Genomic DNA, 26,956 nt, shown 5'->3' with positions numbered 1-26,956 from the left:
CAGCATCATTTAACTCGATTGTTGCTTCCTCCACCGTTGTACCCCTAATAACAGTGCACTTATTTTTGATTGAGCAATATAACCTGAATATACATCTACAATTTGACCACCAAAGCCAAGCTTAAATTCCCTAATAGCTACTTCATTTGTTAACTCACCCATATCATATACTTCGTAACCATGACTTTTTAAATACAGTAAATTATGCCACAATAAAAAACAGTGTGCGTATCGAATAGGCTGTTTCAAATGTTCAGGCTTTAAAAACAGGGTACTTGTCGCCACATAGTAAGACATCGCTTTTTTAGCATGCACAACATCAAGACTGTAACAAAGTGATTGTCCACATTCACTGCGCACTTCCGTTAATAACAACGCCTTTTCGCTTGCTAATAATTTGAAGGTGTCCATATGGGGTCGACTAATTTGCTCGATTTTTTTTTCTTTAGCAATTTGATTATAAAACTTCTGAAAATCTCGGAGGTTTTCAAACGTAGGCTCTTCATGCAAAATCACTTGATAAGGTTCCTTTTCTGCTTGCTCGATCATTTGCAGATTTCTTATGGACATAGCTGCACGCAACATTCCTTCATCTTGTGTCAAATAAATGTGTGCCGTTTCACTTCTTGCTAATTTCCTGCTTGGTATTAAAGAATGTACATGCCTAACTAGCTTCATTTTTTTTCTGGCAGCAGTAGGCTTATCTGCAAAATAAATATGCTGAGTTACCATACTCCAGCGCTTTCGGCTAATTGATAAAATGAATGCCTCCCCCATTCTCTGAATAATTTTTAACCCTACTACGTTCAAAGTGACCACATTTCATATGTTTCATGTGGAAAATACGCTTATAGCCTAGTTTTTGTAAGCGTCTTCGCTTCTTCCATTGCCAAAAGCCTGCTGTTACCCAAAGTGCTTTTGTTGGCTTTATTTTTTGAAAAAAAGCTGTAATTACATCGATATTTTGATCGTCACCATGTGCTAAAAAGTATGTGTGCTTCGGTAGAGGCTCGACAATTTGCAAAGCATCCACGTTCCATTGATGCGCATGCAGAGCAAAAGCATAGTTACTTGTTTTAGCAAAACAATCTTTATAGACGGTAAAACCTTTATAAAAGAGTGAAACTAAATTATCCTGCTCTAGTTTCATCGCCTCTTGAATCTGCATTTCATCATAAAGTTGCCCGACTTGTCGATGGAGCATAGTTAATGAAGACCCAGGTAATTCATATAAATCCACATGCTTAAAGCTAAAAACTTGTCCAAATAGTTTTTGTACATAGTGTAACCAATCTTTCATATGACCTCGTTTTACTAAATAACGCAATTGCCCCCAGACATTACGCTTCCACTCTACGATTCGCCGACTACTTTTAAGCATTTCTTTCACACGTGCTTTTGTTGCTAAACAAATATGCAATAGCTTTGCACGCTTCGTCTCACCACTAGCAAGAATTTTTCTCGTAAAATCAATATCTGTATGCCAATCAAATTTATCTGGCTCATAGCCTATGCTAAAATCGAAGACTTTGTACTCCTCTGAAAAGGTACGTTTCATCGTTTCTTGATTGAGTAAACGTCCTACTTCAAATATATTAAAATTCGGCTCATAACCAAGAGCATACGTAACATAGCGACCTCTACAACAAATACCATACGTAAACGCAATCCACTGATTTTCAAAAACCAGTACATCAACCTCTATTTGTAAAGCCTCGTCTTCAATTAGCACTAGTTGCTCAAAAAACTCTTTCTTCTTACCAACTGTAAAACCACTCATATCAATTTCTTTTGACCAACGTCTATCATATAACTTAAACATTTGCCAAAGCTCATCTTGCTCGGGTGTCTTGCAACTTAATGAGCCCAACTTCCGCAACTTTTTCTCGCGTCGGTCCACCCCATGCATTTTTCTTCTGTTATTGAAATACGTTGAAAAATCAGTTTGTCCAAGGGCGAGATATGGTGTTACAACACGAAAAATACTCATGTGCGTTTGTCGTTCAATAAAATACTGTTCAATTATTTTAGAAGAAAGTCCACTTTCCAGTAATCCATGAAACGAAAAAAGGACATGACGATGTCGCTTCGATATTTCATCGAACACAAAAGAAACAGCCTGCATCAACCACTCCTTTTTCACAATAAAGCCGGAGTAATTGGCGATGTTTTCTCCAGTGAATGAAAATACATTGATGCCCCATTTCTTTTTTATGCTAAATGGGAAAAATCCTATAATATCATTATCTTTTTTTACGGCATACACTACTACTTGCTCATTGGCACCTACAATTTGCCACCATTTATAGAACCAAGCAAATTCGATAAACGGATTATCATTTTGTTCAGCTTCTAAAATCCCATCCCAAAAAACTTTATAAAACGGGAGTTCCCTTACTGTTTGAATTCGTAATATCTGCAGTTTAATCCCCTTTTCAACCTATTTTCGCAGATGCTCGCTCAAAGACATGTAGCGTTTTATAATACATTTGTGAAAATGTAAAATGCCATAAATAATGTCGCCACTATTTATGGCTATATATCAATATTTGTATTTACAGATAACACTTCTATATATAGCCAAGTACAGATTACGATGAAGATTGCTGTCATCACGTCCTGATGAGAAAACTATGTTCATAATCTACTATTTACACATTGACACTCCAACTTTCTCCTCATATCTGTTAGTAGGCTCCAGTTCTTGCTAACACAACATAAAAAGTTTTTGCAACAATTTTAATATCTAACCATAGGCTATATTTTTCAACATACTGTAAATCGTAGTTAATTTTTTGTCCGTGTGAAATATCCGATCTTCCATTTATTTGTGCAAGTCCTGTCAAACCAGGTTTCACCTCTAAACGCTCTGCCTGTAAAGCATTATAAGCATTTGTAATCGCCGGAATTTCCGGTCTTGGTCCAACAATGCTCATATCCCCCTTTAATACATTAATGAGTTGTGGAATTTCATCAATGCTTAACTTCCGAAGTACAGCCCCCACTTTTGTAACACGTGCATCGGGAGCTGTTTTATGAAAGTAATCGTCCGGGATACCATTAGCATCCATGATGGGTAAATCTAGTGAGACTGTGCGCATCTCCATTGTTCGTAACTTCCAAATCATGAAATGCTGTTCGTGAATACCCGTTCTTGTTTGTGTGAAAAAAACAGGCCGACCGGTAGTTATCAGTAAAACTAGTAAGACAATAAACATAAAAGGTAATGTAATAAGTAGTAAAATAAGGGCTACTGTTATATCAAAAACCCTTTTCCCATATTGACCGTAAAAAGAATCAATTAGGGTTGCTTGTTTATCCATGGCATCAACCTTCCTATTTTTAGCGCTTATCACTTATATATTCGATTTGAACATTATTAGAACTATTTTAAGCAAAGTTAATACAGTGTAAATCTGACAAAAAAAGATGACTACATTATAGTAATCATCTTACCTGTTCAATATTTACAGAGCATTCAATACTCACATTTCCTTTTAACGCCTTACTTATCATGCATGTCTGCTCTGCTTTTTTAGCTATTCTCATTACTCGCTCTTTTTCACGTTCTGTTGCAGTTTCTAACAAAACATGTGGCTTATGCAGTATTTTCTCATATGTAAAAACACCATTCGTCACATCGACAATCCCTTCAGCTTGCATCGACAAACGCTCGACTTTAATTCCAGAATTCTCTAGCAATGTTGCGAATGTTATTAAATAGCAAGTTGCTGCTGCACCAAGTAACATTTCATCAGGATTTGTTCCTATACCTGGACCACCCATTTCCTGTGGTATGGAAATTTCACTTCGCAGCTTTGTCGCTTGTAGGACTCCTGAGCCATTTCGTCCATCGTCCCATTTTAACTCCATCTTAAAAGTATGTTGAACCATAAAACATCCTCCTTCATATTCATACAAATAATTGTCATAACAACTTTTATTATATAGTTTGAACTTAAGAATCCTGCATACCGATGCCAAGACACTATAAAAAATACCCGCTCTCACTTTATTGGGAGCGGGTATTTTCTTAATCCATTAAGGCAAAGTTCTTCGTTGCTTCCCCGTGCTTACTTTTTTTCGTTGCTGTTTGATACTCTGCTAAACGTGCGGTTGAACGCCAGTAATGATATACAAGACGATCAAGCCATAATAACGCTTCAACCTTCGATACTGTCACCTCTAGCTCCGCTGCATTTGCCACAGAACGCTCAAAATATGCAATTCGCTTATCACGTCGTTCAGCAGCCATTTCTGCAGACGTTTCCTGTAAAAGCGTTGCAATTTGAGGAAGCAGTGTATCTTCGTCAATTGTAACAAGGACTTCTTCCAACACATGCAACCACTTTTCCGTTAAAGCTGGCTGTAATTGAAGCGTATTCGGATTTTGCTCACGTAACGCTTTTGCCAAACGATACAAATGATCAAGCGCATGTAAAAGCGAAATATGCTTATAGCGATCCTTTGTAGAGGTAGATTGAATCGAATCCATAAAAGCACGTGTTTTTTCAATTGCTTCTTCGATTAGATTCAATTTATTCTCTGCTTCTGTCGTCATCTTTTTCGTCTGAATAAGTGAAACAATAACCGTTGTTAGTTCCTTCGTAATATCCTGTAAAGTATTGAACGAAACCTCAACCGCAACACCTGGAACCTTTGCAACACTATCATCCAAATTACGTGTTAAATAACTACCCTTTTCAGGAATTATTCTCTCAATAAAACGCGCAAATGGTCGAATAAATGGCACGAAAATAATTGCACCAATCACACTAAATAGCGTATGAAACACTGCAATACCAAGTGTCGCATCGAAGCTACCGTTAATTGCTGTCGTCACAGTTTTTGTCAGTGAAAACATCAGCGATGCACCAAGCGTTACAAGTATCGCTGTTGCCACATTAAACATGACATGCGTCATCGCTGTACGCTTTGCTGCTGTTGAAGCACCAATTGCTGCAAAAATCGCTGTCGCTGTCGTGCCAATATTTTGACCGATTACTAAATAAGCAGCTTGTTCAAAATCAATAGCTCCTGCATATAGTGCTGTTAATGTTGCCGCAATTGCCGCACTAGATGCCTGCATAATAACCGTCATGACAAGTCCAAGTACGATTAAAATCAGCTTTCCACTAATTGAATCTGCTTTAAACGAATCAAATGGAATCATGTCCTGTACAGAGGCCATCCCCCCTTGCAGCACATCTATCCCCAAAAATAGTAATCCGAAACCAGTTAAAATACCACCTACTGCTTTAAAATCACGTGGTGCCAGTAATTGCACAAATACACCAAGTGCGATAAACGGCAGTGACATCGTTTGCATATTAATTTTTAAACCGACAAGTGAAATGATCCACCCTGTACTCGTACTACCGATATTCGCACCTATAATGACACCAATTGATTGTATGAATGTTAGCAAACCTGCACTAACAAAACCAATCGTAATTAACGTTGTCGCTGTTGAAGATTGAACAATCATCGTCATCAATGTCCCCGATAAAACAGAGGTAATCGTACCACCTGTAAAACGGTTCAGCCATTTTTTCAGTGCATCTCCTGCTAATTCTTTCAAGCCATTGGTAAGCATCGTCATTCCGAGTAAAAATAACCCAATGCCCCCTAATACATTAATCAAACTAATAACACCTCACATAAAATGATTTACAAATGTCATCAAAAATTAATAAATATTTACAATACAAATAATACTTAATATTACCATTTTCTAATTTTATAAGATAGGCGTTTTTATGGACCATTGTAGGAAATAAATAAAAGCACTCATTACATAATTTTAAAGGACTTACAAACAATGATTCATGAGCTCCAACTTGCACAAGCAACAAATCACTTCAAGATCTAATTCGAGAAAACTCTATTCTATGGTAAAATAGAGAAAACATTTCTTAGGAGACTTACAATGATTTTAACGAAACAACAGGCATTACAAGCATTAAACAAAAATAAATTTATTGGTTTTACTATTACTAACGGCAATATTATTATGAAAAAGGTCAATAAAACAGACTATAATATATTCGTTTATGAGGAAGGTAACGATACGCCAATGCATTATGTTGGCTCCATCATGAACGTGATGTCAACACTGAGCGACAAAGCATCCAACAAGGATTTTATGATTGTCGAAGACCTCCCACTACAAGAGGAAACTGCAGCGACGGCCGATACAGCTACGATGGAAGAAGAACCAACTAAAGTCAAAATCTCTTCCAATGAAGAAGAAAGCCGCACAATTACCGACTATGAAGGACTATATGAAATAACAGCAAGTGGCCGTATCATTTCTGTACGCGAGCAACGTGCAATGGCGCGTTGCAACGATGAATTCGGCTTCCATATTGTACGTCTTTCAAAAGACGGCGCTGCTTCTAATCACAACGTCTTTGATTTATGGAAGAAAGAGTTCCCAGAACTTGAAGAAACAAATTTCAAAGGTGCTTTAAAAGCTAAATACGGGACTGGCTGTAAACTAAGCGACAAACCAGGTATCCATTTTTAAATACATTAAAAAGTCCTCATCATCTAAATTAGACGATGAGGACTTTAAATATTTACGATGCTTTCTTAGTTAGATAACGAGGATTTTCGGTTGATTACACCTCGGCCAAAACGGTTTCAGTCTCTTTTTTCGCACTTGCCATATGTGTCGTTGCAATATAACTGAATGTCATACCTGGTCCAAGTGTTGCTCCAGGGCCTGGATATGTTTCACCCATTATGGAAGCAGAGCAGTTGCCTGATGCGTAGAGACCCTCAATTGGCGTACCATCCGCTTTCACCACACGCGCATGCTCATCAATAACTAAACCGCCCTTTGTCCCGATATCACCTGGATATAAACGAAGTGCAAAGAAAGGTGCTGTTTTCATTTCAGCTAAGTTCGGATTTTTCAATGTTGGGTCTCCGTAATAATTATCATATGCGCTATCCCCTCGACCGAAATCTTCATCACGACCGTTGCGTGCAAAGGTATTAAAGCGCTCTACTGTCGCCACTAAATTTCCGGTTGGCACATTCATTTGCTGTGCTAGCTCCTCAATAGACTGTGCAGATTTCACAATACCGTTGTCAAACCAACTTTGTGGGAATGATTGCCCAGGGAATAGGCCTGTGAATATATATCGACTCTTTCCAGTGCCATCAATAAGAATCCATGAAGGTACCGCTTCTTTCGTTTGTTGGTGATGGCCGTTCATATTATCTACAAACTCATGATAAGGGGCTGCTTCATTTAAATAACGTTTACCGGCATTATCCACCACCATCATATTTGGTACACCTCTATCAGCGACTAAGAAGAATGGGCGACCATCCGGATCGATTACTGAAGGGGCACCCCATACACGGTCCATTAAATCTAACTGCGCACCAATCCGTACGCCAGGCTCGATAATATCACCTGTTTGTCCTTCTGGTGAGGATGTCCATAATGCACTTGTTGGTGTAGGCAAATACTTCTCTCGATATTCTTGGTTATGTGAAAAACCGCCAGAAGAAAGCACAACACCATACTTCGCTTCAATATGCATTTCCTGCCCTTCCCGTTCTACCAGTAAACCAATAACACGGTTGTTTTCTACGATAAAATCTTTAAAAGCCGTCGAAACCCATAACTCACCGTTTGCTTCTGCGAGTGACATTCGTAGGCGTGCAACAAGTGATTCGCCTAATGCAACTGGCTGACTCCCGGTTACTTTCGACCTCACCATTCGTAGCCCTAGTTTTAAGGCTGTTGTTTTGCCAATTGTCGTACGCTTAATCATATTCACTTTATGGAACTCAGAGCTGTTCATCGTAAAGCCCTTTGTGGACATAGTTGAACGGCGCATTGTATTGACTAACGTACCCATTCTTTTTAAATCAAATAATAGCGGCTCAATGGAACGTCCTTGCGGGAAGCCACCTGGTTTTTCTGGATAATAATCTGAATATCCCTTTGCATATTGAAAGCGCATATGATTCGTTTTATTGTATAAAAACTTCAACATCTCAGGACCACGAGTAATATACGCCTCTTTTAACGCTGCTGGAACACGATCACCAATAGTTGAATCTAAATATAAACGGGCTTGCTCCTTTGTATCCGGCACACCTGCTGCTTTAATGACATGATTGTTGGGAATCCATAGCGCACCACCTGATAATGCGGAAGCACCTCCAAAACGATCTGTTTTCTCAATGACTAATGATTTCATTCCTTGCAACTTAGCCGTTAACCCAGCTGTTAATCCTGAAGCACCTGAACCTACTACCACCACATCATAACTCGCATCCCACTTCATACTTAAATCCCTCTCTTCCATCAATAGTATTTGACTAAATGAATGAATCTGTATGACTATAAATCTTGTGATTACTGTCTGATATTGTTGCGATTGCTAGTGTATCTAAGACCAGAATAAAATACTTCATCTACGTCATTTCCAAAATAGGTAAATATCTATTTACTTAGAAGTATAGAATCGAAATAATATTCAGTCAATTTATAATGCTAGCTATTACTGTCTTATATACTATCAGGCGTGTTGATTATCCAATTTCCACTAATACTATTAAAGTGGTAGGTTGATTTCCGTTCCGGCTGGGTGCTTTTTTTTGGGGCGTCCGATGAGCCGCTTCACTCGTCAAGCCTCGCTCCAATCAATAAGCATTCCTAAACCAAATATTACCCCGGACTTTTGGTGATGAACCATAAAAGAACAACTTCAACCAAAACTCATCTTGAACCTGCGATTTTGTCTCCTCTTTCAAACTAGAATTCTCATAAAAGCCTTCCCCCTACATATAATGGTTTAAACGATTTTCAACTACTATAGGGTGGAGGAATCATGCAGTTGAATGCGATGATGCTTGGTGGATTTCTTTTTTTCAGTATCAGTATAGGAGGAGCTGTAGCTCTATTAGTCTCTAGGCTATTCCAACATACAACACAAGGTTTATCACTATTATGTGGTGGGTTTTTAGTTGGATTATTGGTAAACGACATTCTTCCCTCTTCTTTAAAGTTATACGATTCATGGGGCATCGTACTTGGCGTAATCATCGGCTATTTCTTGTTTCTTATACTCCACAAATCATTTCATCCAACTATCTCTCTAAAGCCATCCCTCTACTTGCTCGCCATTGCCATGTTTCTGCATACGATTCCGCTCGCCCTAACTATAGGGAGTTTACTAGAGGATTCTAATTTCGGTATTACACTCACAACGTCAGTCATTCTCCATCACCTTCCAGAAGGATTTGCACTTACGATAGCACTCCTCTCGCAAGGTGAGAAATTATGGAAATTATTTCTTTGTTTTATTGGCTTCTCCATCTTTTTTATTATTTTTGTATGGATAGGCCATTTCACGAATCTATCAGATAAGGGACAAAGCATGCTAATGGGCATATCAATCGCACTAATCGCGACAACCAGCATATCCGAATTTATTCTACATAACATTCGAACTGCCTCGATGAAATCATTTCTAGCATTTCTCCTAATGGGATATCTGTTGAGTTATGTGTTCCATATAATGTTGTAAATAAGGAGTCCGAACTACCAAATAATTAATTTCCTCACTGAAGGGTGTCTCAAAAGTCATTTGAGACACCCCTTTTCTGTGAGAAAACGAAGCACCAGGTGTAATTTCACATTTACAGAGAGAAAGTAGTTAAATGCATACGTCAAAATTAACGTCCATCATATAACTATACTAAGGGGAAGGTTGTGATTATATGATATTTGAAGATGAAAAAGGAAAACGTTGGTTTAAAATTAAATTTCTCTTTCTCATAAGTTTACTGATGTTGCTTGCAGCACTTTCAATCTATGCACTAAACCTATACAAAATAATAGACCTTCCAATAATAAAGACGTTAATTACGAACTTCTTCAATGTGATGACATTAATGTTTATATATTATCTATTCATTACTACCGTATTAGGCTTTTTCCGCATGTTTATTCTTTACTTTTTTTGTTTTAGACAGCTGCGGCGGAAAAAATTACTTAGTGAGCATAGACATATAAACAAGGAATTATTTAATCAATATCGTCCTCGTGTAACCGTAATTGTACCTGTTTATAATGAAGAAATTGTCATTAGCAGAACAATAAAGTCCCTTTTAAAAAGCGATTATCCATTAGCTGAAATCCTGATTATTAATGATGGTTCGACGGATCAAACAGGAGCCATTATTTTGAATGAATTTGCCCGGGAGCGAAAAGTAAAGTTAATTGAGAAAATTAATGGTGGCAAATCTTCTGCCCTGAATTTAGGATTAAAAAGGGCTATTGGAGAAATTATCATCACGATCGATGCAGACACAGTATTTGATAAATCTACAATTTCCTATTTAGTAGAATCTTTTTCAGATCCTCGCGTTGCAGCAGTTTCTGGTAATTGTAAAATTGGAAACAAGATCAACTACTTAACTCAATGGCAGCATATCGAGTACGTTACCTCAAATAATTTGGATAAAAGAGCTTTTGAAGAACTGAATTGCATAACGGTTGTACCTGGATCAAATAGCGCATGGAGAAAAAGCGTTATGAAAGAAGTCGGTTATTATCATAACGATACATTAGCAGAAGACTCGGAACTTACATTAAGAATTTTGAATGCTGGCTATAAAATTAATTTTGACGATCGTGCAGTATCTTATGAAGAATGTCCTGAAACAATAAAGGGATTCATTAAACAACGGGATAGATGGTCATATGGGATATTACAAGTCGCCTGGAAACATAAAAAGAATATACTTACCTCTTCTAATAAAAATTTAAAGTACTTCGCAATTCCAAGCTTGTTATTTTCATATTTACTGTTATTAACCGCTCCTCTTATCGATATCATTTTTATTGTCGCATTACTTACAGGAACAACATCCGTCTATTTTTTCGCCCTCCTTTTTTATCTGACTGACTTTTTAAACTCCTTTATTGCATTTAGAATTGGCAAAGAAAATATGAAGCCATTAATTTGGATATTTGTTCAGAGAATAGGCTATCGCTATTTATTAGGCTACGTTACATGGAAAGCTGTAATTAGAGCTTTAAAAGGAAATCATGTAGGTTGGCGTAAGTTAAGTCGTTCAGGAAATAACTCATACAAATTATAGAATGGAAGGTAGAGTGAATATGAAGATCGCGATTCATCAACCTAATTATTTACCATGGATTGGATACTTCGATAAAATGGACCAGGTTGATAAATTTGTCATATTAGATACAGCAATTCATTCGAAAAGCGGATATATCAATCGAACTACAATTAAAACTCCACAGGGAAGTCTGGTTTTAACGGTACCGTTGAAGAATAAAGAACAGCCTATTAACGAATTGCAAATCGAAAATAATGTGAACTGGCATGCTAGTCATTGGAAAGCCATCGAAGCAAATTATAAGAAATGTACGTATTGGGTTGCTTATAAGGATGGGTTTGAAAAACTCTATAGCCGCAAATGGGACAATATTGCTTCGCTAAACATCGCACTTATCAAACATATCGCTATGCTGTTAAATATTTCGACCGAAATTCTACTAGAATCTGATTTTCAGTTAAATTTCGGATCTAACAATGCTAGAAATGTGAATATCGTTTCCCATTTAGGTGGCGATGTCTATTTATCTGGTATTGGCGCACGAGTATATAATGTTGAAAGTACTTTTAATGATCGTCATATAGAGCTTGTATACCAAGATTTTAAACACCCTGAGTATCCTCAACGCTGGGATAAATTCCAACATAATCTTTCTATCATTGATATGCTCTTTAATTGCGGCCCAGAAACAATGGAAATCATTCGAAGGCAAAGAATCTGAAATAAACTATAAAGGAGGTGAAATTTTGATTACGTCAGGAATTGAAAGAGTACTAATAATCGCTCCTCATGCAGATGATGAGGTTCTTGGTTGTGGAGGACTCATCGAGAAGGCATGCAGATACAAAAATCAAGTCAAAGTTGTAGTCATGGCTGTTGGAGATATACACCACCCTCACAGTAAAGAAACAGTTTTAGCCAATACACGAATTGAAGAACTAAAAGATGCTTTAGAAGTTCTTGGCTGTACCGATTTTGAAGTCATGTATACAGATAAAGATTCTCTTCTAGATACCATTCCTAAAAATGAAATTATCTCTAAACTAGATAAACTTTTGGATGATTTTCTTCCCACTATGGTATTTATTCCTCTTCCTAGCTACCATCAAGACCATGTCGTTCTATTTGATACTTGCTTTGCAGCACTCAGACCAAAACCAACTCAAACCATAAAACTTATTGCTATGTATGAGTATCCCCTTATTTCATGGCAGTATCAAAAGTTTTGGAATACAGGAGAGCTATATTTGGATTTAACCAGTACCATTCAAAAAAAAGTAGATGCTTTTCTAAAGCACACATCCCAAAGACGTCCCCCGAACCATCTTATTTCTCCGGAAAGTGTGAAGAAATGGGCTGAAATGAGAGGACTAGAAATTGGGCTGGCGTATGCAGAAAAGTATTATATTTTACGTTCTCATATTCTGTAAACGCTAAATACAGAACAAGAGGAAGTGATTTTTCATCAATAAGGAAAATAACAATTGGCTTGGTCGTCATCCTATCCCACATAACCGTCCAACCTTTGGACAACAAGAAGAAAAAATGGCTTTACAAGTAATCCAATCAGGATGGGTTGCACAAGGAAAAGCAGTCGAGCGTTTTGAAAATGAATTTTGTGATTTTTTAGGCTTACCATATGGCTCAGCAGTTGCTGTCTCAAGCGGCACTGCTGCTCTCTATCTGGCACTACTCGCCCTAGATGCAAAAGGAAAAAATATCGCTTTTCCAGCCTATTCGTGTTCCGCTTTAAGGAATGCAACTGCATTAGCTGGGGGAAACCCACTATTAGTAGATAGTATGTTGGATTCTCCTAACATGGATATTTATACCATTGATAATAATGCAAATATAGCAATTATCCCTCATATGTATGGATTGCCACAGGATTTCACCAAGCACAATTTTAAAATAAGCGTTATTGAAGATTGTGCTCAATCATTAGGTGCTCGCGTGGCCCAAACTCTCGTAGGTTTGCAAGGGAATATTGGGATATTCTCATTTTATGCGACAAAGTTGATGACTACCGGAGGGCAAGGGGGCATGATTGTTTCAAGGGACGCGTCCATCATTAATGAATTGAAAGATTATCGTCTTTTTGACCGAAGATTCGATGCAAAAGTTCGATTTAATTTTCAAATGACTGATTTACAAGCAGCTATCGGAAGTGCTCAGTTACAACAATTTCCGAATTTCCTAAAAAGAAGAGCAGATATTTTCCAACAATATCAAGAAGCAAATTTCCCATTACTCGATGTAGGTCAAGATATACAACCAGTTCGTTTCCGAGCCATTTTAAGAACAACTAAACAAAATGAGATTATTACCGCTTTACATCAAGATAATATTTCAGCTGTCATACCGCTTCAAGACCTAGAATTGCTTGGTCCCAAAGAGGTCTACCCAAATGCTTATGCCTGGACTAAAAATACGGTTTCCCTACCAATTTACCCCTCACTTAAAGACGAGGATGTAAAACGTATCATTCATATTGTTAAGAATGTCTTGTAGTAACCTCAGTACCAATCGTAATGACTAGAATATCTGTTGAGTTATGTTTTCAAACAATGTTTACAGTTGAATAATTCCACATATAATTTTATTTTCAAAAAAGCTATACTCTAAAATCTGTACTTGACAGCACATTCCACTCCAGGCGGACGCTTTCCGCGGGCGTGGCTTGAGCCTCCTCCTTCGCTACGCTTCGTGCGGGGTCTCAAGGCTCATGCTTTTCCCGCTGGAGTCGCCGCCCTCCGTTCCACGTGCTTATAAAATAGTAAACTTTCTTTTCTAGTAAGCACTTGTTTTGGTAATGACTCAAAAAAATGTCCAACAAAGTCACAAATAGACCTTGTTGGACATCTTTTATTCACATACTAACACTTGTCTCTCAAAAGTACCTTTTTTTACGATACAGCGGTCAACAATTGTAAACCCTGCTTCATTTACCATATCATCTATCGTATCGATGGTCACAAGTACGACTCTTGTAGCAATCCGACGCGCTTCTTTAATAATAGTAAACTGCTCATCTATTGAAATATGTGTAAATAAATTGTAAGGCATATCAATAATTGCGACATCATAGCTTTCCGTAATTTCTGCAATATCGCCTTTTAATACTTCACCTTGCAAGCCAAAGTGAGCAATATTCGTTCGCGACCCCTTTGCTACAAGTGGATTTATGTCACTTCCTACTATATTCATGCCCATCGACAATGCTTCCACTAAAACTGTTCCAATACCACAACACGGATCAATCGCTCGCACACCTGCTGGGTTCGGTATCGCTATATTAGCGACAGCTCGTGCTACACGTGTACTAAGAGCTGTCGAATACATCTCAGGCTTTTGCTGATGCTTGAACCAAACTGCTTCACCTTCTATATAATAGCCAAAATACCAGCGGTTATTATTCAATACAACACCAAAGACAAGATCAGGATTCTTTAAATCTGCTTCTGCCTGCATGCTTAAAGCAATTTCTCTCTCGACTTGATGACGTTCATCTTGTCGAATTTTTTTTGTATCCCCAAAGTCAACTGTATTTAAGCAGAGTACCTTAAACGTAATCTCGCCTAATTCAAGTCCTTGTGCAAAGCGGGCAATTTCCGCAAGATCATCTGCTTCGTATAATACATCTAAGCGACTACGTATAAATGGACTTCTACTAGGCTCAATTTTTTCGGTTGAAATTACTAAGTTTGATGCCACATCAAAACCGAAAAAAGAGCGCATTTCTAATTTACATAGCTCAACCTCATCAACGTGACACGTATACGTATAAATATAAGAAGAAACTTGTGGTTTTATCATACGATCGCCTCAAGTTCCTCAAGTAGTCCAAAAACAAAACGATATAAATGTACTAACACTTCGTCAAATGACTGCACTTCACTAAATCCGTCCATCGCATCTAACGCAAGATTTACTTCCCAAAGACCGTCTTCACCAGAAAATGCCACACTATACGTCATCTTCTCATGCTGCAAATGTGTCGTTAAATACGTGCGTAAAAACTCACTTTGTTTCTTTTGCAATCGAAGTCCAAATAAGGCACTATACACGCCAAACATCTCATCGAATTCAAGTGCAAACGAATCCACTCGAATAACATCCAATCGTTCAGACGTCACATACACAAATTCATTTGGGTGCTCTTTTAAATACTGTACAGGCGTTGTCAAAAACACTGCTGTTTCTTCTGCTAACAGCTCTTCAGTTACCTTATCGCATCTTTCAATCACATCAACATGTAAAGTAGTCGTTTCTGTAATTTCCTCATTCGATAATAATGCATGCTTTTTTGCATACGCCTTTTCCACATCTATTAGTGCAAGATTTGCTTGCTCATTCATTAATAATTCCATCTGCTTTTTTAGCATAAGTAACCAGCTCCAATAATTTTATCTCAACTGCTATTATAGCCTAGATTGGCCGACAATAAGAATAATATGCAGCTATACAGGTAGCGAAGGTTCTTTTAGTCAAGTCGAATCTTTATGAGAAGCTCCTTAATTTGACCAATGGAAAGGTCTTTGTATATGTGAAGGCAATTTTGTTTGCAGATTGCCATTTGCTGAATTTATTTGCATCTGGGTTAAGAACATACTTGTAGAAAGATTCGCTCCACTTACATTTGCATCACGTAAATCCGCTCCAATAAAATCGACACCTCGCAAATCCGCGTCCTGTAAATCAGCAGCGATTAAGTAGGCCCCTCTTAAATCAGTCGCTCTCAAATCTTTTCCCCTAAACTTTTTCCCCATCCAATCAACGCCTCTATACTCTAGTTTCCTTTTATTCTTTGAAGTGATGGTTGCAATTAATTCATTACGGATATATAAGCTTATTTTCAACAATAGTTCATTTATTGGCATACGATATTTCATCATATCTAATGCCAATAATGCATTATCATCTGATTTTGTTAACGTTTCTAATTGCTCTAACTGAACGCTTAAATCTTTCCTAAGTGAAGATGTTAATGAGTATGATAATGCTTCAGAAACATATGCCATCATTTCATATAGTTGCTCCATTATTGGAAAGACACGAAACATTTTTTCACCAATTGCTGGATTCACACGCCAACTTTGTCCTTTAAATGTATGGTGAGAGACCATTTGACCTGCGCCTAAACAATCAAATACTGTACAACCTCTAAATCCTTTTTCTCTAAGATGCTCATGTATGTCGCAGCGAAAACCAGTCTGTAAATTTGGACATGGTTTCCCGGCTGGTTTATTCATCGCAAAATCACTTGAAGTGACAATGTTTAGTGCAATGCAGCATAACCCAAAGCATTGTGAACAATCCGAATAGAGGTTTTCTCTAAACTTTTTGGCTTTTGTTTGATTAAAGTGGTTATCCATATTCATTCATTCCTTTTATATTCAAATTCCTGAATTTTCTATACAACACCCGAAATACACCTACTGAAATTAAGTATATCATTGGTATTATTTCAAAAATATACTTTTATAGGATCTTATCCGCCCCATAGCCACTTCGTGTTAAAGAGTGTACGCATCGAAAAAACGAATTATTTTTCATGCTAAAATAGTAGGAATACGCTACAGGAGGTCAAACCAGGCATGAAAATAGAGAGAATGTTTTCGATATTGATTTATTTATTGCAGAAGAAAAAAGTATCTGCTGAAGAATTAGCCAACACATTTGAAGTCAGTACAAGAACGATTTATCGGGATATGGACGCTTTATCATCCATGGGTATTCCGATTATTTCTTACCTGGGTAAGAATGGTGGCTTTACATTAATTGATAATTATCAGCTCGATAAATTTACATTTAATGAAGAAGAAAAGAAGTTCTTGTTAGTAGGGTTATCCTTAAAAAATGAACTATTCGATAATCAGCAATTATCCACTTTGCAAAGAAAATTAGAACTTTTAAAAGAAAATAAAGAAGTAAAGCATGCCAATATCACCATCTCCTCTTCTACACTGCATCGAGAAACTATTGAAGAAGAAACAAAAGTAAAGATTAAAAAAATCTTGTCAATCATTGAACAAGGGAATAAAATCTCTATTTCGTATGTATCACAAACAGCGAATATTTCGAGACGAAACATACAACCCTTAAAGTTGAATTTCATGAATGGCAGTTGGTATTTAGAAGCCTTTTGTGAATCTAAAGAAGCGCTCAGATTATTTAAATTGACTCGGATTAGAAGTATGGAGGTCATACATGACGAGGTTAGACTTGAATTTAAGGAGAACATCGTTTTTCCTATAAACGCTAAACTTGAAACGATCACGCTTTTGTATTCAAAAAGTGAACTAGGCAAACTATACGATTTTTTTACTGATGATGAAATTTCGATACTTGAAGATGGGCGTGTAAAAGTGACCTTTATCTATGATACCAATAAAAATCTATTGCCATTTTTATTGATGTTTGGCAGACATGTGAAAATACTATCTCCACAATGGCTAAAAAGTAACTATTTAAACGAAATCAAATTTATCTACGAAAGCTGACAGACTGTTGTCATATTATGAATGCTACACTTGCTACATTAACTAGTAGGAGGAAATTCACATGCATACAACAGTTACTGAAAAACATATTTACGGCAAAAAAGTAAGAACAAACAATCAAAATACAGACGTTATTCTTGGTCTTTGGGAAGAGTTTCTTCGTTTAGATTTAAAAGGTGATGTATACGCTGTTTATAGTAATTACACAAGTGATTTCACAGAGGATTATGATTTACATATTGGTACTGAAGAGGCATTCACGAATGAGAGCAGTGTTACAATCCCAACAGGTGACTACTATGTGATCGAGGTAGATTCCACTGTTCCAAATGCAGTATATAATGCTTGGCTAGAAATTTGGAACAGTGATTTACAAAGAGCATATAAGACTGATTTTGAATTTTATGCTAAAGACGGTGGTGTGAAAATATTTTTATCGATTGAATAATTGACGAAGTACCTCTTTTAAAAGGCGCACTAACAGAACGAAAAAAATTAACTACCTTATTTAATGGACAGCAAGAGCCCCTTAATATCGATGATGATATCAAGGGGCCTTTTAGGTTCAACTTATACTTTCTAATTGAGGTTCCACATAGGCTATTTGACAATTCAAAGATATCTTTTCTGAAATAAGCTGCGACTAAAACAATCATCAAAATTGTAAAAGTACAAAATGAGCACTTTGAGAGCCTTTATTTAGATTATCGGACATGTTTTTAAATTTATCGACATCCACAGCTAGAATTTCTTTAACAGCAAAAAAGCTGCCGAAATAACTATTCGACAGCTTCTCCAAATTTATATAATTTAGAACACCTAAAGATTAAAAATAGTAAAGGAAACTAACATCACTCATTTAGTAACCTTTTCAATAGTTTCGTAAAATTTAACGTGATGGTCTAGGTGCTACACAATCTGAACAACTTCTCTGATTGTTACCTTTAAATTTAGTGAAAGTTTTTTCAAAATTTTGCCCGCATGAACATTTAAACAATAGTTTTTGCGAGAACCCATGATATTCAGTAGAAAGTAATTTGCTCTCTGAATTCTTCGTTACATACTCACGGATATTTTCAATCGTCCACTTTTTATTCATATTAATACACCTCCGATAGTAAATCCGAATTGATCTAGGAAGAAGTTTCGGATGCCTTCCTTTCAATTAGGCTGATGATTTCCTAATCTACCTAAGTCATATATTATAGCATTATTTCTATCAATATTAAACTTAGCCTTCACCAGTTGCACAACTTAATTTGCAAAAGCATTTATAGGGAACAAAACCAAAACCATCTTGATTCACAAGGAGTCAAGATGGTTTTTGGTGGGTGGACTTGCCCGAATGTCTTTATTTATTCTTCAGTTGCAATCATCAACGTAAGTGCCATAATTTTGGAGAACTGCGCACGTGTAAGGTTTCCTTTAGGATTGAATTTACCACTTCCACCATCAATTATCTCTAATTGTTGTAATAATCCAATCGCTTCTACTGTCTCCTTACGCATTTGATTCTTGTCAGCAAACGTATTATTCTTGTTAGCCTTCTCTATATCGTACTCCATTGCGCCTAAGTAGTTTGCCGTTACATATGCCATTTCTTCACGTGTGACAGGTTTATTTGGCTCAAAGTTTTGACCATCAAAAATATCGATTAATCCATATTCTTGTAAAATCGCTACTTCTTTGGCACCCCAAAAACCTTGAATGTCCTTATATGTAGCTGGTCCTTCATAATCTTCATTCACATCTAAACCTGATGCACGGAAAATCATAGCCACTAATTGGCCACGTGTTACTTGACCATTCGGATTAAATAGTGTGTCAGTTGTACCACTAACAATCCCTGCTTGGTAAAGTAATTGGATATAGCTTTCTGCCCAATGTCCAATTGTATCTGTGAAATACCCACCTGGTTTTAAATCTATATCCGCACGATTGGCTACCATTAAAAATACATCTAGTTCTTGACCGCTTACAGCCTGCCATTTTCCTTCAGCGAAAATTTCTGCCTTAAAGGATGTTCCTGATTGAGTAATTTTCATCTGAATTGCATTTCCAAAGATTTTTTTATACTCTTCATAACCTACCTTAAATTCACTTTCACCCTCAGTATACAGGTTTTCCCCTTTCTCGTAGGATTGTAAAATTGCCTCTAATGAAATTTTTATCGTCATACTATTTTCGTTTTTATTTGCAGTTAACGTCATTTGATCATCCGATAAACCAAATTTTGAAAGTAAAAATATTTTATAGATGTCTTGATAGGACATGGTTTGTACCTGACTACTGTTCGTTGTAGCAAACAATGTCTTCTCGGAGGCAATACTTGGTACGTCTACATTTCCCTGGGCTTGTACCTGTAAACCAAAACCTCCTGATAAACATGTAATACTTATTGCACCTGCTAAAATTGTTTTTCTCATAAATATTCCCCCTCTTTCCATAAATCTAGTGTACTAAATGAACAACTAGTTAATCTACCTAATATATGTATTTATTGTAAAAAGGATATTAAATTACCATTTTTTATTTCTTTTAAAAAAGACTAATTCATCACTTAAATTTAGAAGCCTATATGTAAAGTTCTATTCCATGAATAGGTAATTTTCAGTAGGGCTCTTCAAATAATATTGTTCGTTGTATGTAAAAATATTGACGGTACCAAAGAAACTCGAAGTATTAATGAAAGAAGTATCTGCCCCAGAAACAATCGATAAAACTTGGATGATCGGCACAGGCGCCCCACTTGGAACATTTGCGATTTTAGATGTCGTCGGTATTAATTCCCTCACAACATCGTAGAAGCAAAGGCTACTGGTGATGAGAACATGAAAAAGTTGGCTACCACTAAAAAAACAGAGTATATAGACAAAGGCAAATTAGGCGAGCAATAGGCGAGCAATAGGCGAAGGCTTCTACAAATACCCTAACCAAACTTTGCTAAAGCGGATTTTCTTAAGGGTTGAATATAAAATTAAAACGATGCACACAGTATTTCCAGCTGTATGCATCGTTTTTTATTGGTTAAAACACTAGTGTTCTAGTGTACGTGTTTAGTCAATGCCCTATAAAATGCCGCTACCCAAAATAGAGTTGTGGGGGTAAGAATTTTAATTTCATGGTAATATGCTCCACAACAAAGCAAAGTACTAATACTATCTCTTCATTTATAGTCAGAATTATCTATTCTATGTCTATAATTCTCATAAAAACATCAAAACATCTTGCATAACGACTGAATATAAACTACAATCAGTTGTATAAAAATACATACAGATATTTATAAGGAGCTTACGAGATGGAGAAAAACAGCGAAGGTACACACCAAAATCATTCTCAACAAAAAGACAGTAAATCGCTCAATATTAATGCATTTGTCTTACTTTTCTTTGTGATTGTCATTTCAGCTATTTTGACATACATTATGCCAGCTGGTGAATATGATCGGGTAGAAAAAGATGGACGTACACTTGTCGTTCCTGATTCTTTTCATTTAACAGATTCTTCTCCAGTCGGTTTTTTTGATATATTTACTAGTATTCATACAGGGATGGTCAATGGTGCTGGTATTATCTTTTTCATTTTAATTATTGGCGGGGCCTTTGGAATTTTAAAAACAACAGGTGCGCTTGATGCATTGATTATAAATATCACATCAAAACTTTCCAATCGAGAATTACTACTCATTCCCGTGCTTATGCTATTTTTCGGAATAGGCGGCGCATTAATGGGGATGGCTGAAGAGACGATCGTATACATCGCGATTATCACTCCACTTGCCATGGCTTTAGGGCTAGATGCCATTGTTGGTTTTGCCATTGTTTCAGTCGGGGCAAATATCGGTTTTATGAGTGCTGTCTTAAATCCATTTAATATTGGTGTCGCACAAAGTATTGCCGAATTACCTACATTTTCAGGGATCGGCCTTCGACTTGTATTATTCATTACGTTATATCTAGCTGGCGTCATCTTCGTTTACCGTTACGCAAGAAAAATCAAAACGAATCCTGAACTTAGGTTTAATGGAAACGATCAAGCAGGTAGTTCAGTGAACGTCGATACTACTGTTAAATTAACGACTCGTCATAAATGGATTTTATCTATCTTTTTATTGAACTTTGTCGTATTAATTTTCGGGGTTATCAAGTTTGGTTGGTATATAACTGAAATCGCATCTTTGTTCCTATTATTTGGTATCATTATCGGCGTTGTTGGTAAACTAAGCCCGAACAAAATGGCAGACAGTTTCATAGACGGCGCAAAAGATCTTATTGGCGGTGCTTTAATCATTGGATTTGCACAAGCCATTCTCGTTGTTATTCAAGACGGGAAACTGATTGACTCTGTTTTATTTTACGCTTCAACCCTTTTAAGTCAGCTTTCACCGATATTGAACGCTATCGGCATGTTCTTTTTACAGCTCTCCCTCAACTTCCTTGTCCCATCAGGAAGTGGGCAAGCAGCACTTACAATGCCTATTATGGCACCTTTAGCTGACCTTGTAGGCGTGACAAGACAAACTGCAGTACTTGCATTCCAGCTTGGGGACGGTATTTCTAATGCTATTTTTCCTACATCAGGCACATTGCTTGCTGGACTCGCTGTTGCAGGTATTCCTTATACGAAATGGATCAAATGGGTTTTACCTTTAGTATTTATTCAAATCGTCATCGCGATTCTTTTCTTAATTATTGCACAAGTCATTCAATACGGACCGTTTTAACTATTTCAGCAAGAGGTCCAACTCTTGCTGATTTTAGTTTTTCTTTTGCGTAATTATAAACAACTAATGGAGGTTTCATCATGGAAAAAACACAACTTGTAGATGCAGATTTAATCGCTTGGACAATTGAGCAACGTAGACATTTTCATATGTACCCTGAGCTGTCTGGGCAAGAATATGAAACAGCTGCATATGTAAAAGCAAAATTAGACGAATTTGGCATCACTTACGACCAAAAATTTTCTTCACCAAATGTTATTGCGTATTTCAAAGGGACAGAAGGGAAAAAGACGATAGCACTTCGCGCGGATATGGATGCCCTTCCACTTCATGAAGAAGGAAACAAGCCTTATATTTCAACAGTTCCTGGCGTTATGCATGGTTGTGGTCATGACGGACACACAGCGACTTTACTCGCAGTTGCGAAATGGATGAGTACGAACCCACTTTTAGTAAAAAATAATATCGTGCTGATCTTCCAAAGCTCTGAAGAAGCCTCACCGAGCGGGGCGAAGCAGCTTGTTGAAGAAGGCGTATTAAACGGAGTCGATGTTATTTACGGCATTCACTATATGTCCAATATGCCGCTTGGGAAAATTGGTTTTGCCACAGGTCCTGCTATGGCATCCTGCGATGATTTTGACATTATCATTGAAGGGAAAGGTGGACACGGGGGTAGCCCACATGAAACAGTGGACCCTATCTACATCGCTACTCATCTGATACAAGCATTCCAATCGATTATCAGTAGAAATTTAAATCCTTTACATGCAGGTGTCATTTCTTTTGGCGGCATGCAAGCTGGAAATTCATATAACGTCATTCCTGATAAAGCACATTTGCAAGGGACAATTCGTGCATTAACATATGAAGGTGCTGAGTTAATGCGCACAAAAACGGAACAACTGACAAAATCGATTGCTGAAAGCTTTGGTGCAACAGGCCACTATCAATTCATTGAAGGCACGCCACCATTATACAATCATCCAGAAGCGTGTGAAGTGGCACAAGAAATCATCCAAAAGACGTTTGGTGAAGATGTCTTTTTACCGTTCGAGCCTGTACTCGGCGCAGAAGATTTTGCGTATTACTTAAAAGAAAAAGTAGGAGCATTTATTAACGTAGGCATGCAAAGTGAAAAAAGCCAGTATCCTCACCACCATCCTAAATTTGATATTGATGAAGCAGCTATACCTGCTGGAATAGAACTGATGATACGTTTAGCTTTAGAAGCATAAAAAAACAAAAGGCGATTGACCCCACATTACGTGAGGTCAATCGCCTTTTTAGTTTTGGCTTAAATATTAAGTGGTCTAAATTTAAGTGCCTGAATGAGGTCAAGATACTTTATTTTAGCGTTAATAGTACTTTTGTATAAGCTGTAAAATATACAGCTCAATGCATCATAAAAATGATAAGGCTCCGAATAAAAAAGTCTATTTCAATCCGAAATAGTACAACAACTTCACCTACTAATCCCCCGAAGGAATAGGTTTACGTATTTTTAACCAAACTAGAAAAAGAAAAAAGTGGTGTACTAAGGATGCTACGTAAATTAATGTCTAACTGTTAAATTTTATACTCCCCAACAATTGAAACAGCTATGACTAACAGTAGGTATATTAAGAATTTTTCTTTCATAAATTTCTTCCTTTTTAAATCCTTAAGTACCCTTTTCTCTATTAAGTTCACAGTAAAAGCGAAAAATCTTCCTAGTCCTATTTAAATTTATTATTATTCTGATAAAAACACTATTTCAAATTTGACAGTTTTCGTATTTATAATTAAACTATTTTACTTTTTGCAGTTTGATGTCGTATCTTACGTAATATAAAATATGATTTACGAAAAAATCATACAAAATCATTCTTGAAAAACGAAAAGTTCTATCCGTAAAAAAATAACCATTCTTAATGGGAGGAAATTCGTATGTTTTGGATACAATTTTTGATTTTGTTAATCTGTATCTTCATAGGTGCTAGAATAGGCGGACTTGGTCTCGGCGTAATGGGTGGTGTTGGATTAGCAATCTTTGTATTTATTTTCGGTCTAGAACCTACATCTGCCCCCATTGATGTGATGCTTATGATTTTATCCGTAATTACGGCCGCTGGGGCTCTCCAAGCTGCTGGAGGTATGGAATTTCTCGTTCATGTTGCGGAGAAAGCATTAAGAAAACATCCTAAATGGATTACATTCATCGCACCGATTGTTACTTACGTTTTTACTTTTTGTGCAGGAACTGGACACGTTGCCTACTCCGTTTTACCTGTGATTGCTGAAGTATCCCGAGAATCTGGTATTCGACCTGAAAGACCTATGTCAATCGCAGTAATTGCATCACAGCAAGCAATTACTGCCAGCCCTATCTCAGCAGCGACTGTAGCATTCTTAGCTTTATTAGCTGATTTCCAAATTACGTTACTAGATATTTTAATGATCTCTATTCCTTCTACTTTTATTGGTTGTATGATTGCTGCTTTTGTTGTTAGTAGAAAAGGAAAAGATCTTCCTGAAGATCCAATTTATCTACAACGCTTAGAAGAAGGCTTAGCACCCATTAAACAAGATAAAAAAGCATACAATCCAACGAATGCTTCAAAACTTTCTGTTGTCTTATTCTTACTTGCCGCGGTATTAATCGTTGTTTTAGGTTCATTTGAAAAATTACGTCCAGGTTGGGATATTGACGGCGTATTTACACATATGTCTATGCCTGTTACGATTGAAATCATTATGTTGACAGCGGCTGCTTTGATCATTATCTGCAGCAAAGCAAATGTGGACGAAATTGTTTCTGGTAGTGTGTTTAAGGCCGGAGCTTCAGCAGTTGTCGCTATTTTCGGTATCGCGTGGATGGGTGATACATTCTTCCATGGTAATGCTGAACTTATTAACAGTTCGATTTCTGGACTAGTCACAGCAGCTCCTTGGTTATTTGCTATTGCCTTATTTGTACTTTCTATTTTGCTATACAGCCAAGCCGCAACGGTTCGAACACTTATGCCCCTTGGTGTAACGCTTGGTATTAATCCAGCATTATTAATAGCCATGTTCCCAGCTGTTAATGGTTACTTCTTCATTCCAAACTATCCGACAGTTGTTGCAGCCATTAACTTTGACCGTACCGGAACAACACACATCGGAAAGTATATTCTCAACCATAGCTTTATGATTCCAGGGTTGGTTTCAACACTTTCTGCAATTGTTATTGGGATATTATTGAGTACAGTTTTACTTTAAATGCTTTATTAAAAAAAGAGGGTTATCCAAAAAGTCACTTCTCGTTGACTTTTTGGATAACCCTCTTTTAGGTTCTATTTTTCGGCTACAAGTTTTCAAATCCAAATTGAATTCCGCAATCAGTGAACATGACTAAAAAGGAGAACTCCTTTTTTATAAGGAAATTCCCCTTTCTAATTTCAATTAACTTATTGTTACTCTTTTGGTTGTAAATCCTCAATTGAGTCAATTTCCATATACTCAGGAACAACAAATCCATTCTTTGTCCCTTTTAAGTTCTCGCCTAAATCCACTATGTCTTCCTTATGTTTTTCATAAAAAGAACTGTGTGTCGTCGGTAACCAAGGAGCTAAAGTGGCATCGGCTGCATCGGTAGCAATTGCTTGGAACATAATTGCCGGATCAACTGGTGTTATTGTGACAGAGTATCCTAATTGTTCTAATACTGCCTTCATTACACTACTTGAAGCTCTTTCTGAATCCCAGGGAGTTGAAACTAATTCAATTTCTTTTCCATCTACTTTATCTACGCCTTCTGTCCATTCATTAACTTTATCCTGGTTTTCTTCTATCCATTTTATTGCTGCATCTTCAAAAGAACTGTTTTGTGCTTCATACATTACAGCTTCCATATCTTTTGGCTCCCAATAGAATCTATCAAGAATTGTATATGCGCCAGGTAAGTCATTTTCCAAACCTTTACGCACAATCGTATTAATATTTTCCGATCCACCTAACGTTCCTTTAGGATCTTCTAAAAATTTCAAATCATATTCGGAAAACTTCCAGTGCGGCGTCCATCCAGTAATAATAATTGGCTCTTTATTTCTAATCGCTTGTTCCAATGAACCTAACATCCCAGCAGTTGAACTATCCACAAGTTCCCAACCCTTTAAGTTTTCATATTCCTTTAAAGTATTTTGGGAAAGCTCAGTTAACCCCGCTCCTGGTTCAATACCTACAATCTTATAATCTACTTGCTCCCCTAAGCTTGCAGTATCTCCTGTTGAATTCGTGTTATTTTGATTATTCTCTTCATCACCACACCCCGTTAATAGGAATAAAGCAGCTAACCCTAAAGTGGTTCCTAAAACCTTCAATTTCATCCTTTTTATATCCCCCTACTTAAACAATTTTATTCATAAAATTCAATTACACCCCAAAGTAACAACTTCATATTAACAACAGGTTGTTACTTTTGTCAAATAACTCCATCTATTTTAACGCACTAGGTTCCTCTACTTGGGTGGATGAGGCGGAGTATTTTAACCTTAAAACTAAGTATTGTTTTTTTCGATTTAATATCATAAATAGTTTTGCAGGAAAAATCACGAACATGTCAGTGGAATGGAAGGCGGATACTCCA

Annotated in this window: 24 protein-coding genes; 12 read left to right on the top strand and 12 right to left on the bottom strand. The window is 36.9% G+C overall.

Going from position 1 to position 26,956, the window contains the following annotated elements:
- Positions 1-9: 9 nt before the first annotated feature.
- From AEA09_RS01705 to AEA09_RS01685, 5 genes are all read right to left on the bottom strand, one after another.
- Complete coding sequence (locus tag AEA09_RS01705; protein WP_053582293.1) at positions 10-732, bottom strand: hypothetical protein; 723 nt, start codon at positions 730-732, stop codon at positions 10-12.
- A gap of 16 nt (positions 733-748) precedes the next feature.
- A complete protein-coding gene (locus AEA09_RS01700; protein WP_245622755.1) occupies positions 749-2,266 on the bottom strand; it encodes a GNAT family N-acetyltransferase in 1,518 nt (505 codons plus the stop codon).
- A gap of 421 nt (positions 2,267-2,687) precedes the next feature.
- Positions 2,688-3,323 carry a sugar transferase gene (locus tag AEA09_RS01695; RefSeq protein ID WP_053582191.1) on the bottom strand — a complete coding sequence of 212 codons (636 nt, stop codon included), beginning with the start codon at positions 3,321-3,323 and terminating at the stop codon, positions 2,688-2,690.
- Positions 3,324-3,447: 124 nt separating this feature from the next.
- On the bottom strand, positions 3,448-3,894 hold the full coding sequence (locus tag AEA09_RS01690) for an SACOL1771 family peroxiredoxin (RefSeq protein ID WP_053582190.1): 447 nt from the start codon (positions 3,892-3,894) through the stop codon (positions 3,448-3,450).
- Between the two features lie 139 nt (positions 3,895-4,033).
- The gene (locus AEA09_RS01685) at positions 4,034-5,644 is read right to left on the bottom strand and encodes a Na/Pi cotransporter family protein (RefSeq protein WP_053582189.1); all 1,611 of its coding nucleotides are present in this window, start codon (positions 5,642-5,644) and stop codon (positions 4,034-4,036) included.
- A 285-nt stretch (positions 5,645-5,929) separates the two neighbouring features.
- On the opposite strand from AEA09_RS01685, the gene AEA09_RS01680 reads away from it, so the two are divergent.
- Complete coding sequence (locus tag AEA09_RS01680; RefSeq protein WP_053582188.1) at positions 5,930-6,529, top strand: NUMOD4 domain-containing protein; 600 nt, start codon at positions 5,930-5,932, stop codon at positions 6,527-6,529.
- 94 nt (positions 6,530-6,623) lie between these two features.
- Here the strand turns inward: AEA09_RS01680 and AEA09_RS01675 are convergent, their stop codons facing one another.
- Complete coding sequence (locus AEA09_RS01675) at positions 6,624-8,312, bottom strand: FAD-dependent oxidoreductase (protein ID WP_053582187.1); 1,689 nt, start codon at positions 8,310-8,312, stop codon at positions 6,624-6,626.
- A gap of 546 nt (positions 8,313-8,858) precedes the next feature.
- Here AEA09_RS01675 and AEA09_RS01670 point away from each other — a divergent pair.
- The 5 genes from AEA09_RS01670 (at position 8,859) to AEA09_RS01650 (ending at position 13,629) form a co-directional block, all read left to right on the top strand.
- Positions 8,859-9,557, top strand: coding sequence for a ZIP family metal transporter (locus AEA09_RS01670; protein ID WP_245622754.1), 699 nt, complete (start codon positions 8,859-8,861; stop codon positions 9,555-9,557).
- A gap of 193 nt (positions 9,558-9,750) precedes the next feature.
- Positions 9,751-11,136: a glycosyltransferase family 2 protein gene (locus AEA09_RS01665; protein WP_053582186.1), complete on the top strand. Its 1,386-nt coding sequence runs from the start codon at positions 9,751-9,753 to the stop codon at positions 11,134-11,136.
- Positions 11,137-11,155: 19 nt separating this feature from the next.
- The gene (locus tag AEA09_RS01660) at positions 11,156-11,839 is read left to right on the top strand and encodes a WbqC family protein (RefSeq protein ID WP_053582185.1); all 684 of its coding nucleotides are present in this window, start codon (positions 11,156-11,158) and stop codon (positions 11,837-11,839) included.
- Positions 11,840-11,864: 25 nt separating this feature from the next.
- Positions 11,865-12,548, top strand: a complete 684-nt coding sequence (locus tag AEA09_RS01655; RefSeq protein WP_053582184.1) for a PIG-L deacetylase family protein — start codon at positions 11,865-11,867, stop codon at positions 12,546-12,548.
- A 34-nt stretch (positions 12,549-12,582) separates the two neighbouring features.
- Positions 12,583-13,629 (top strand): DegT/DnrJ/EryC1/StrS family aminotransferase, encoded by a 1,047-nt coding sequence (locus AEA09_RS01650; protein ID WP_342667609.1) that lies wholly within the window; start codon positions 12,583-12,585, stop codon positions 13,627-13,629.
- Positions 13,630-13,983: 354 nt separating this feature from the next.
- Here AEA09_RS01650 and AEA09_RS01645 read toward each other — a convergent pair whose 3' ends face one another.
- The 3 genes from AEA09_RS01645 to AEA09_RS01635 form a co-directional block, all read right to left on the bottom strand.
- A complete protein-coding gene (locus tag AEA09_RS01645) occupies positions 13,984-14,934 on the bottom strand; it encodes a TRM11 family SAM-dependent methyltransferase (RefSeq protein WP_053582182.1) in 951 nt (316 codons plus the stop codon).
- Entirely contained in the window at positions 14,931-15,503 is a 573-nt protein-coding gene (locus AEA09_RS01640; RefSeq protein WP_053582181.1) for a hypothetical protein, read from the bottom strand. Before AEA09_RS01640 ends, AEA09_RS01645 begins: the two co-directional genes overlap by 4 nt.
- 129 nt (positions 15,504-15,632) lie before the next feature.
- A complete protein-coding gene (locus tag AEA09_RS01635; protein ID WP_082332527.1) occupies positions 15,633-16,493 on the bottom strand; it encodes a pentapeptide repeat-containing protein in 861 nt (286 codons plus the stop codon).
- Between the two features lie 222 nt (positions 16,494-16,715).
- On the opposite strand from AEA09_RS01635, the gene AEA09_RS01630 reads away from it, so the two are divergent.
- Together AEA09_RS01630 and AEA09_RS01625 are read left to right on the top strand one after the other, a co-directional pair.
- A complete protein-coding gene (locus tag AEA09_RS01630) occupies positions 16,716-17,621 on the top strand; it encodes a helix-turn-helix transcriptional regulator (protein WP_053582179.1) in 906 nt (301 codons plus the stop codon).
- 61 nt (positions 17,622-17,682) lie between these two features.
- On the top strand, positions 17,683-18,069 hold the full coding sequence (locus tag AEA09_RS01625; protein ID WP_053582178.1) for a GyrI-like domain-containing protein: 387 nt from the start codon (positions 17,683-17,685) through the stop codon (positions 18,067-18,069).
- Between the two features lie 441 nt (positions 18,070-18,510).
- Here the strand turns inward: AEA09_RS01625 and AEA09_RS01620 are convergent, their stop codons facing one another.
- Together AEA09_RS01620 and AEA09_RS01615 are read right to left on the bottom strand one after the other, a co-directional pair.
- Positions 18,511-18,720, bottom strand: coding sequence for a hypothetical protein (locus AEA09_RS01620; RefSeq protein WP_053582177.1), 210 nt, complete (start codon positions 18,718-18,720; stop codon positions 18,511-18,513).
- Positions 18,721-18,976: 256 nt separating this feature from the next.
- Positions 18,977-20,047 (bottom strand): S-layer homology domain-containing protein, encoded by a 1,071-nt coding sequence (locus tag AEA09_RS01615; protein WP_053582176.1) that lies wholly within the window; start codon positions 20,045-20,047, stop codon positions 18,977-18,979.
- A 229-nt stretch (positions 20,048-20,276) separates the two neighbouring features.
- On the opposite strand from AEA09_RS01615, the gene AEA09_RS20570 reads away from it, so the two are divergent.
- The 4 genes from AEA09_RS20570 to AEA09_RS01595 all read left to right on the top strand — a co-directional run bounded on the left by AEA09_RS20570 (position 20,277) and on the right by AEA09_RS01595 (position 25,590).
- The gene (locus AEA09_RS20570; RefSeq protein WP_425411966.1) at positions 20,277-20,426 is read left to right on the top strand and encodes a 3-hydroxyacyl-CoA dehydrogenase family protein; all 150 of its coding nucleotides are present in this window, start codon (positions 20,277-20,279) and stop codon (positions 20,424-20,426) included.
- Between the two features lie 496 nt (positions 20,427-20,922).
- A complete protein-coding gene (locus AEA09_RS01605) occupies positions 20,923-22,347 on the top strand; it encodes a YfcC family protein (protein ID WP_053582175.1) in 1,425 nt (474 codons plus the stop codon).
- Positions 22,348-22,427: 80 nt separating this feature from the next.
- A complete protein-coding gene (locus AEA09_RS01600) occupies positions 22,428-23,585 on the top strand; it encodes a M20 metallopeptidase family protein (protein ID WP_053582174.1) in 1,158 nt (385 codons plus the stop codon).
- Between the two features lie 691 nt (positions 23,586-24,276).
- Positions 24,277-25,590, top strand: coding sequence for an anaerobic C4-dicarboxylate transporter family protein (locus AEA09_RS01595; RefSeq protein ID WP_053582173.1), 1,314 nt, complete (start codon positions 24,277-24,279; stop codon positions 25,588-25,590).
- Between the two features lie 194 nt (positions 25,591-25,784).
- On the opposite strand, the gene AEA09_RS01590 is transcribed toward AEA09_RS01595, so the two are convergent.
- Positions 25,785-26,696, bottom strand: a complete 912-nt coding sequence (locus AEA09_RS01590) for a glycine betaine ABC transporter substrate-binding protein (protein ID WP_053582172.1) — start codon at positions 26,694-26,696, stop codon at positions 25,785-25,787.
- Positions 26,697-26,956: the final 260 nt, after the last annotated feature.

The sequence above is a fragment of the Lysinibacillus contaminans genome (assembly GCF_001278945.1).
GTDB lineage: Bacteria > Bacillota > Bacilli > Bacillales_A > Planococcaceae > Lysinibacillus > Lysinibacillus contaminans.
This window is presented reverse-complemented; position numbering and strand designations above follow the sequence as displayed.

Coding starts and splice junctions, on each gene's coding strand:
- AEA09_RS01660 (WP_053582185.1), top strand. CDS start 11,156: ATGAAGATCGCGATTCATCAACCTAATTATTTACCATGGATTGGATAC.
- AEA09_RS01640 (WP_053582181.1), bottom strand. CDS start 15,503: ATGCTAAAAAAGCAGATGGAATTATTAATGAATGAGCAAGCAAATCTT.
- AEA09_RS01615 (WP_053582176.1), bottom strand. CDS start 20,047: ATGAGAAAAACAATTTTAGCAGGTGCAATAAGTATTACATGTTTATCA.
- AEA09_RS01605 (WP_053582175.1), top strand. CDS start 20,923: ATGGAGAAAAACAGCGAAGGTACACACCAAAATCATTCTCAACAAAAA.
- AEA09_RS01680 (WP_053582188.1), top strand. CDS start 5,930: ATGATTTTAACGAAACAACAGGCATTACAAGCATTAAACAAAAATAAA.
- AEA09_RS01620 (WP_053582177.1), bottom strand. CDS start 18,720: ATGAATAAAAAGTGGACGATTGAAAATATCCGTGAGTATGTAACGAAG.
- AEA09_RS01595 (WP_053582173.1), top strand. CDS start 24,277: ATGTTTTGGATACAATTTTTGATTTTGTTAATCTGTATCTTCATAGGT.
- AEA09_RS01600 (WP_053582174.1), top strand. CDS start 22,428: ATGGAAAAAACACAACTTGTAGATGCAGATTTAATCGCTTGGACAATT.
- AEA09_RS01695 (WP_053582191.1), bottom strand. CDS start 3,323: ATGGATAAACAAGCAACCCTAATTGATTCTTTTTACGGTCAATATGGG.
- AEA09_RS01590 (WP_053582172.1), bottom strand. CDS start 26,696: ATGAAATTGAAGGTTTTAGGAACCACTTTAGGGTTAGCTGCTTTATTC.
- AEA09_RS01705 (WP_053582293.1), bottom strand. CDS start 732: ATGGTAACTCAGCATATTTATTTTGCAGATAAGCCTACTGCTGCCAGA.
- AEA09_RS01665 (WP_053582186.1), top strand. CDS start 9,751: ATGATATTTGAAGATGAAAAAGGAAAACGTTGGTTTAAAATTAAATTT.
- AEA09_RS01675 (WP_053582187.1), bottom strand. CDS start 8,312: ATGAAGTGGGATGCGAGTTATGATGTGGTGGTAGTAGGTTCAGGTGCT.
- AEA09_RS01625 (WP_053582178.1), top strand. CDS start 17,683: ATGCATACAACAGTTACTGAAAAACATATTTACGGCAAAAAAGTAAGA.
- AEA09_RS01690 (WP_053582190.1), bottom strand. CDS start 3,894: ATGGTTCAACATACTTTTAAGATGGAGTTAAAATGGGACGATGGACGA.
- AEA09_RS01670 (WP_245622754.1), top strand. CDS start 8,859: ATGCAGTTGAATGCGATGATGCTTGGTGGATTTCTTTTTTTCAGTATC.
- AEA09_RS01630 (WP_053582179.1), top strand. CDS start 16,716: ATGAAAATAGAGAGAATGTTTTCGATATTGATTTATTTATTGCAGAAG.
- AEA09_RS01635 (WP_082332527.1), bottom strand. CDS start 16,493: ATGGATAACCACTTTAATCAAACAAAAGCCAAAAAGTTTAGAGAAAAC.
- AEA09_RS01645 (WP_053582182.1), bottom strand. CDS start 14,934: ATGATAAAACCACAAGTTTCTTCTTATATTTATACGTATACGTGTCAC.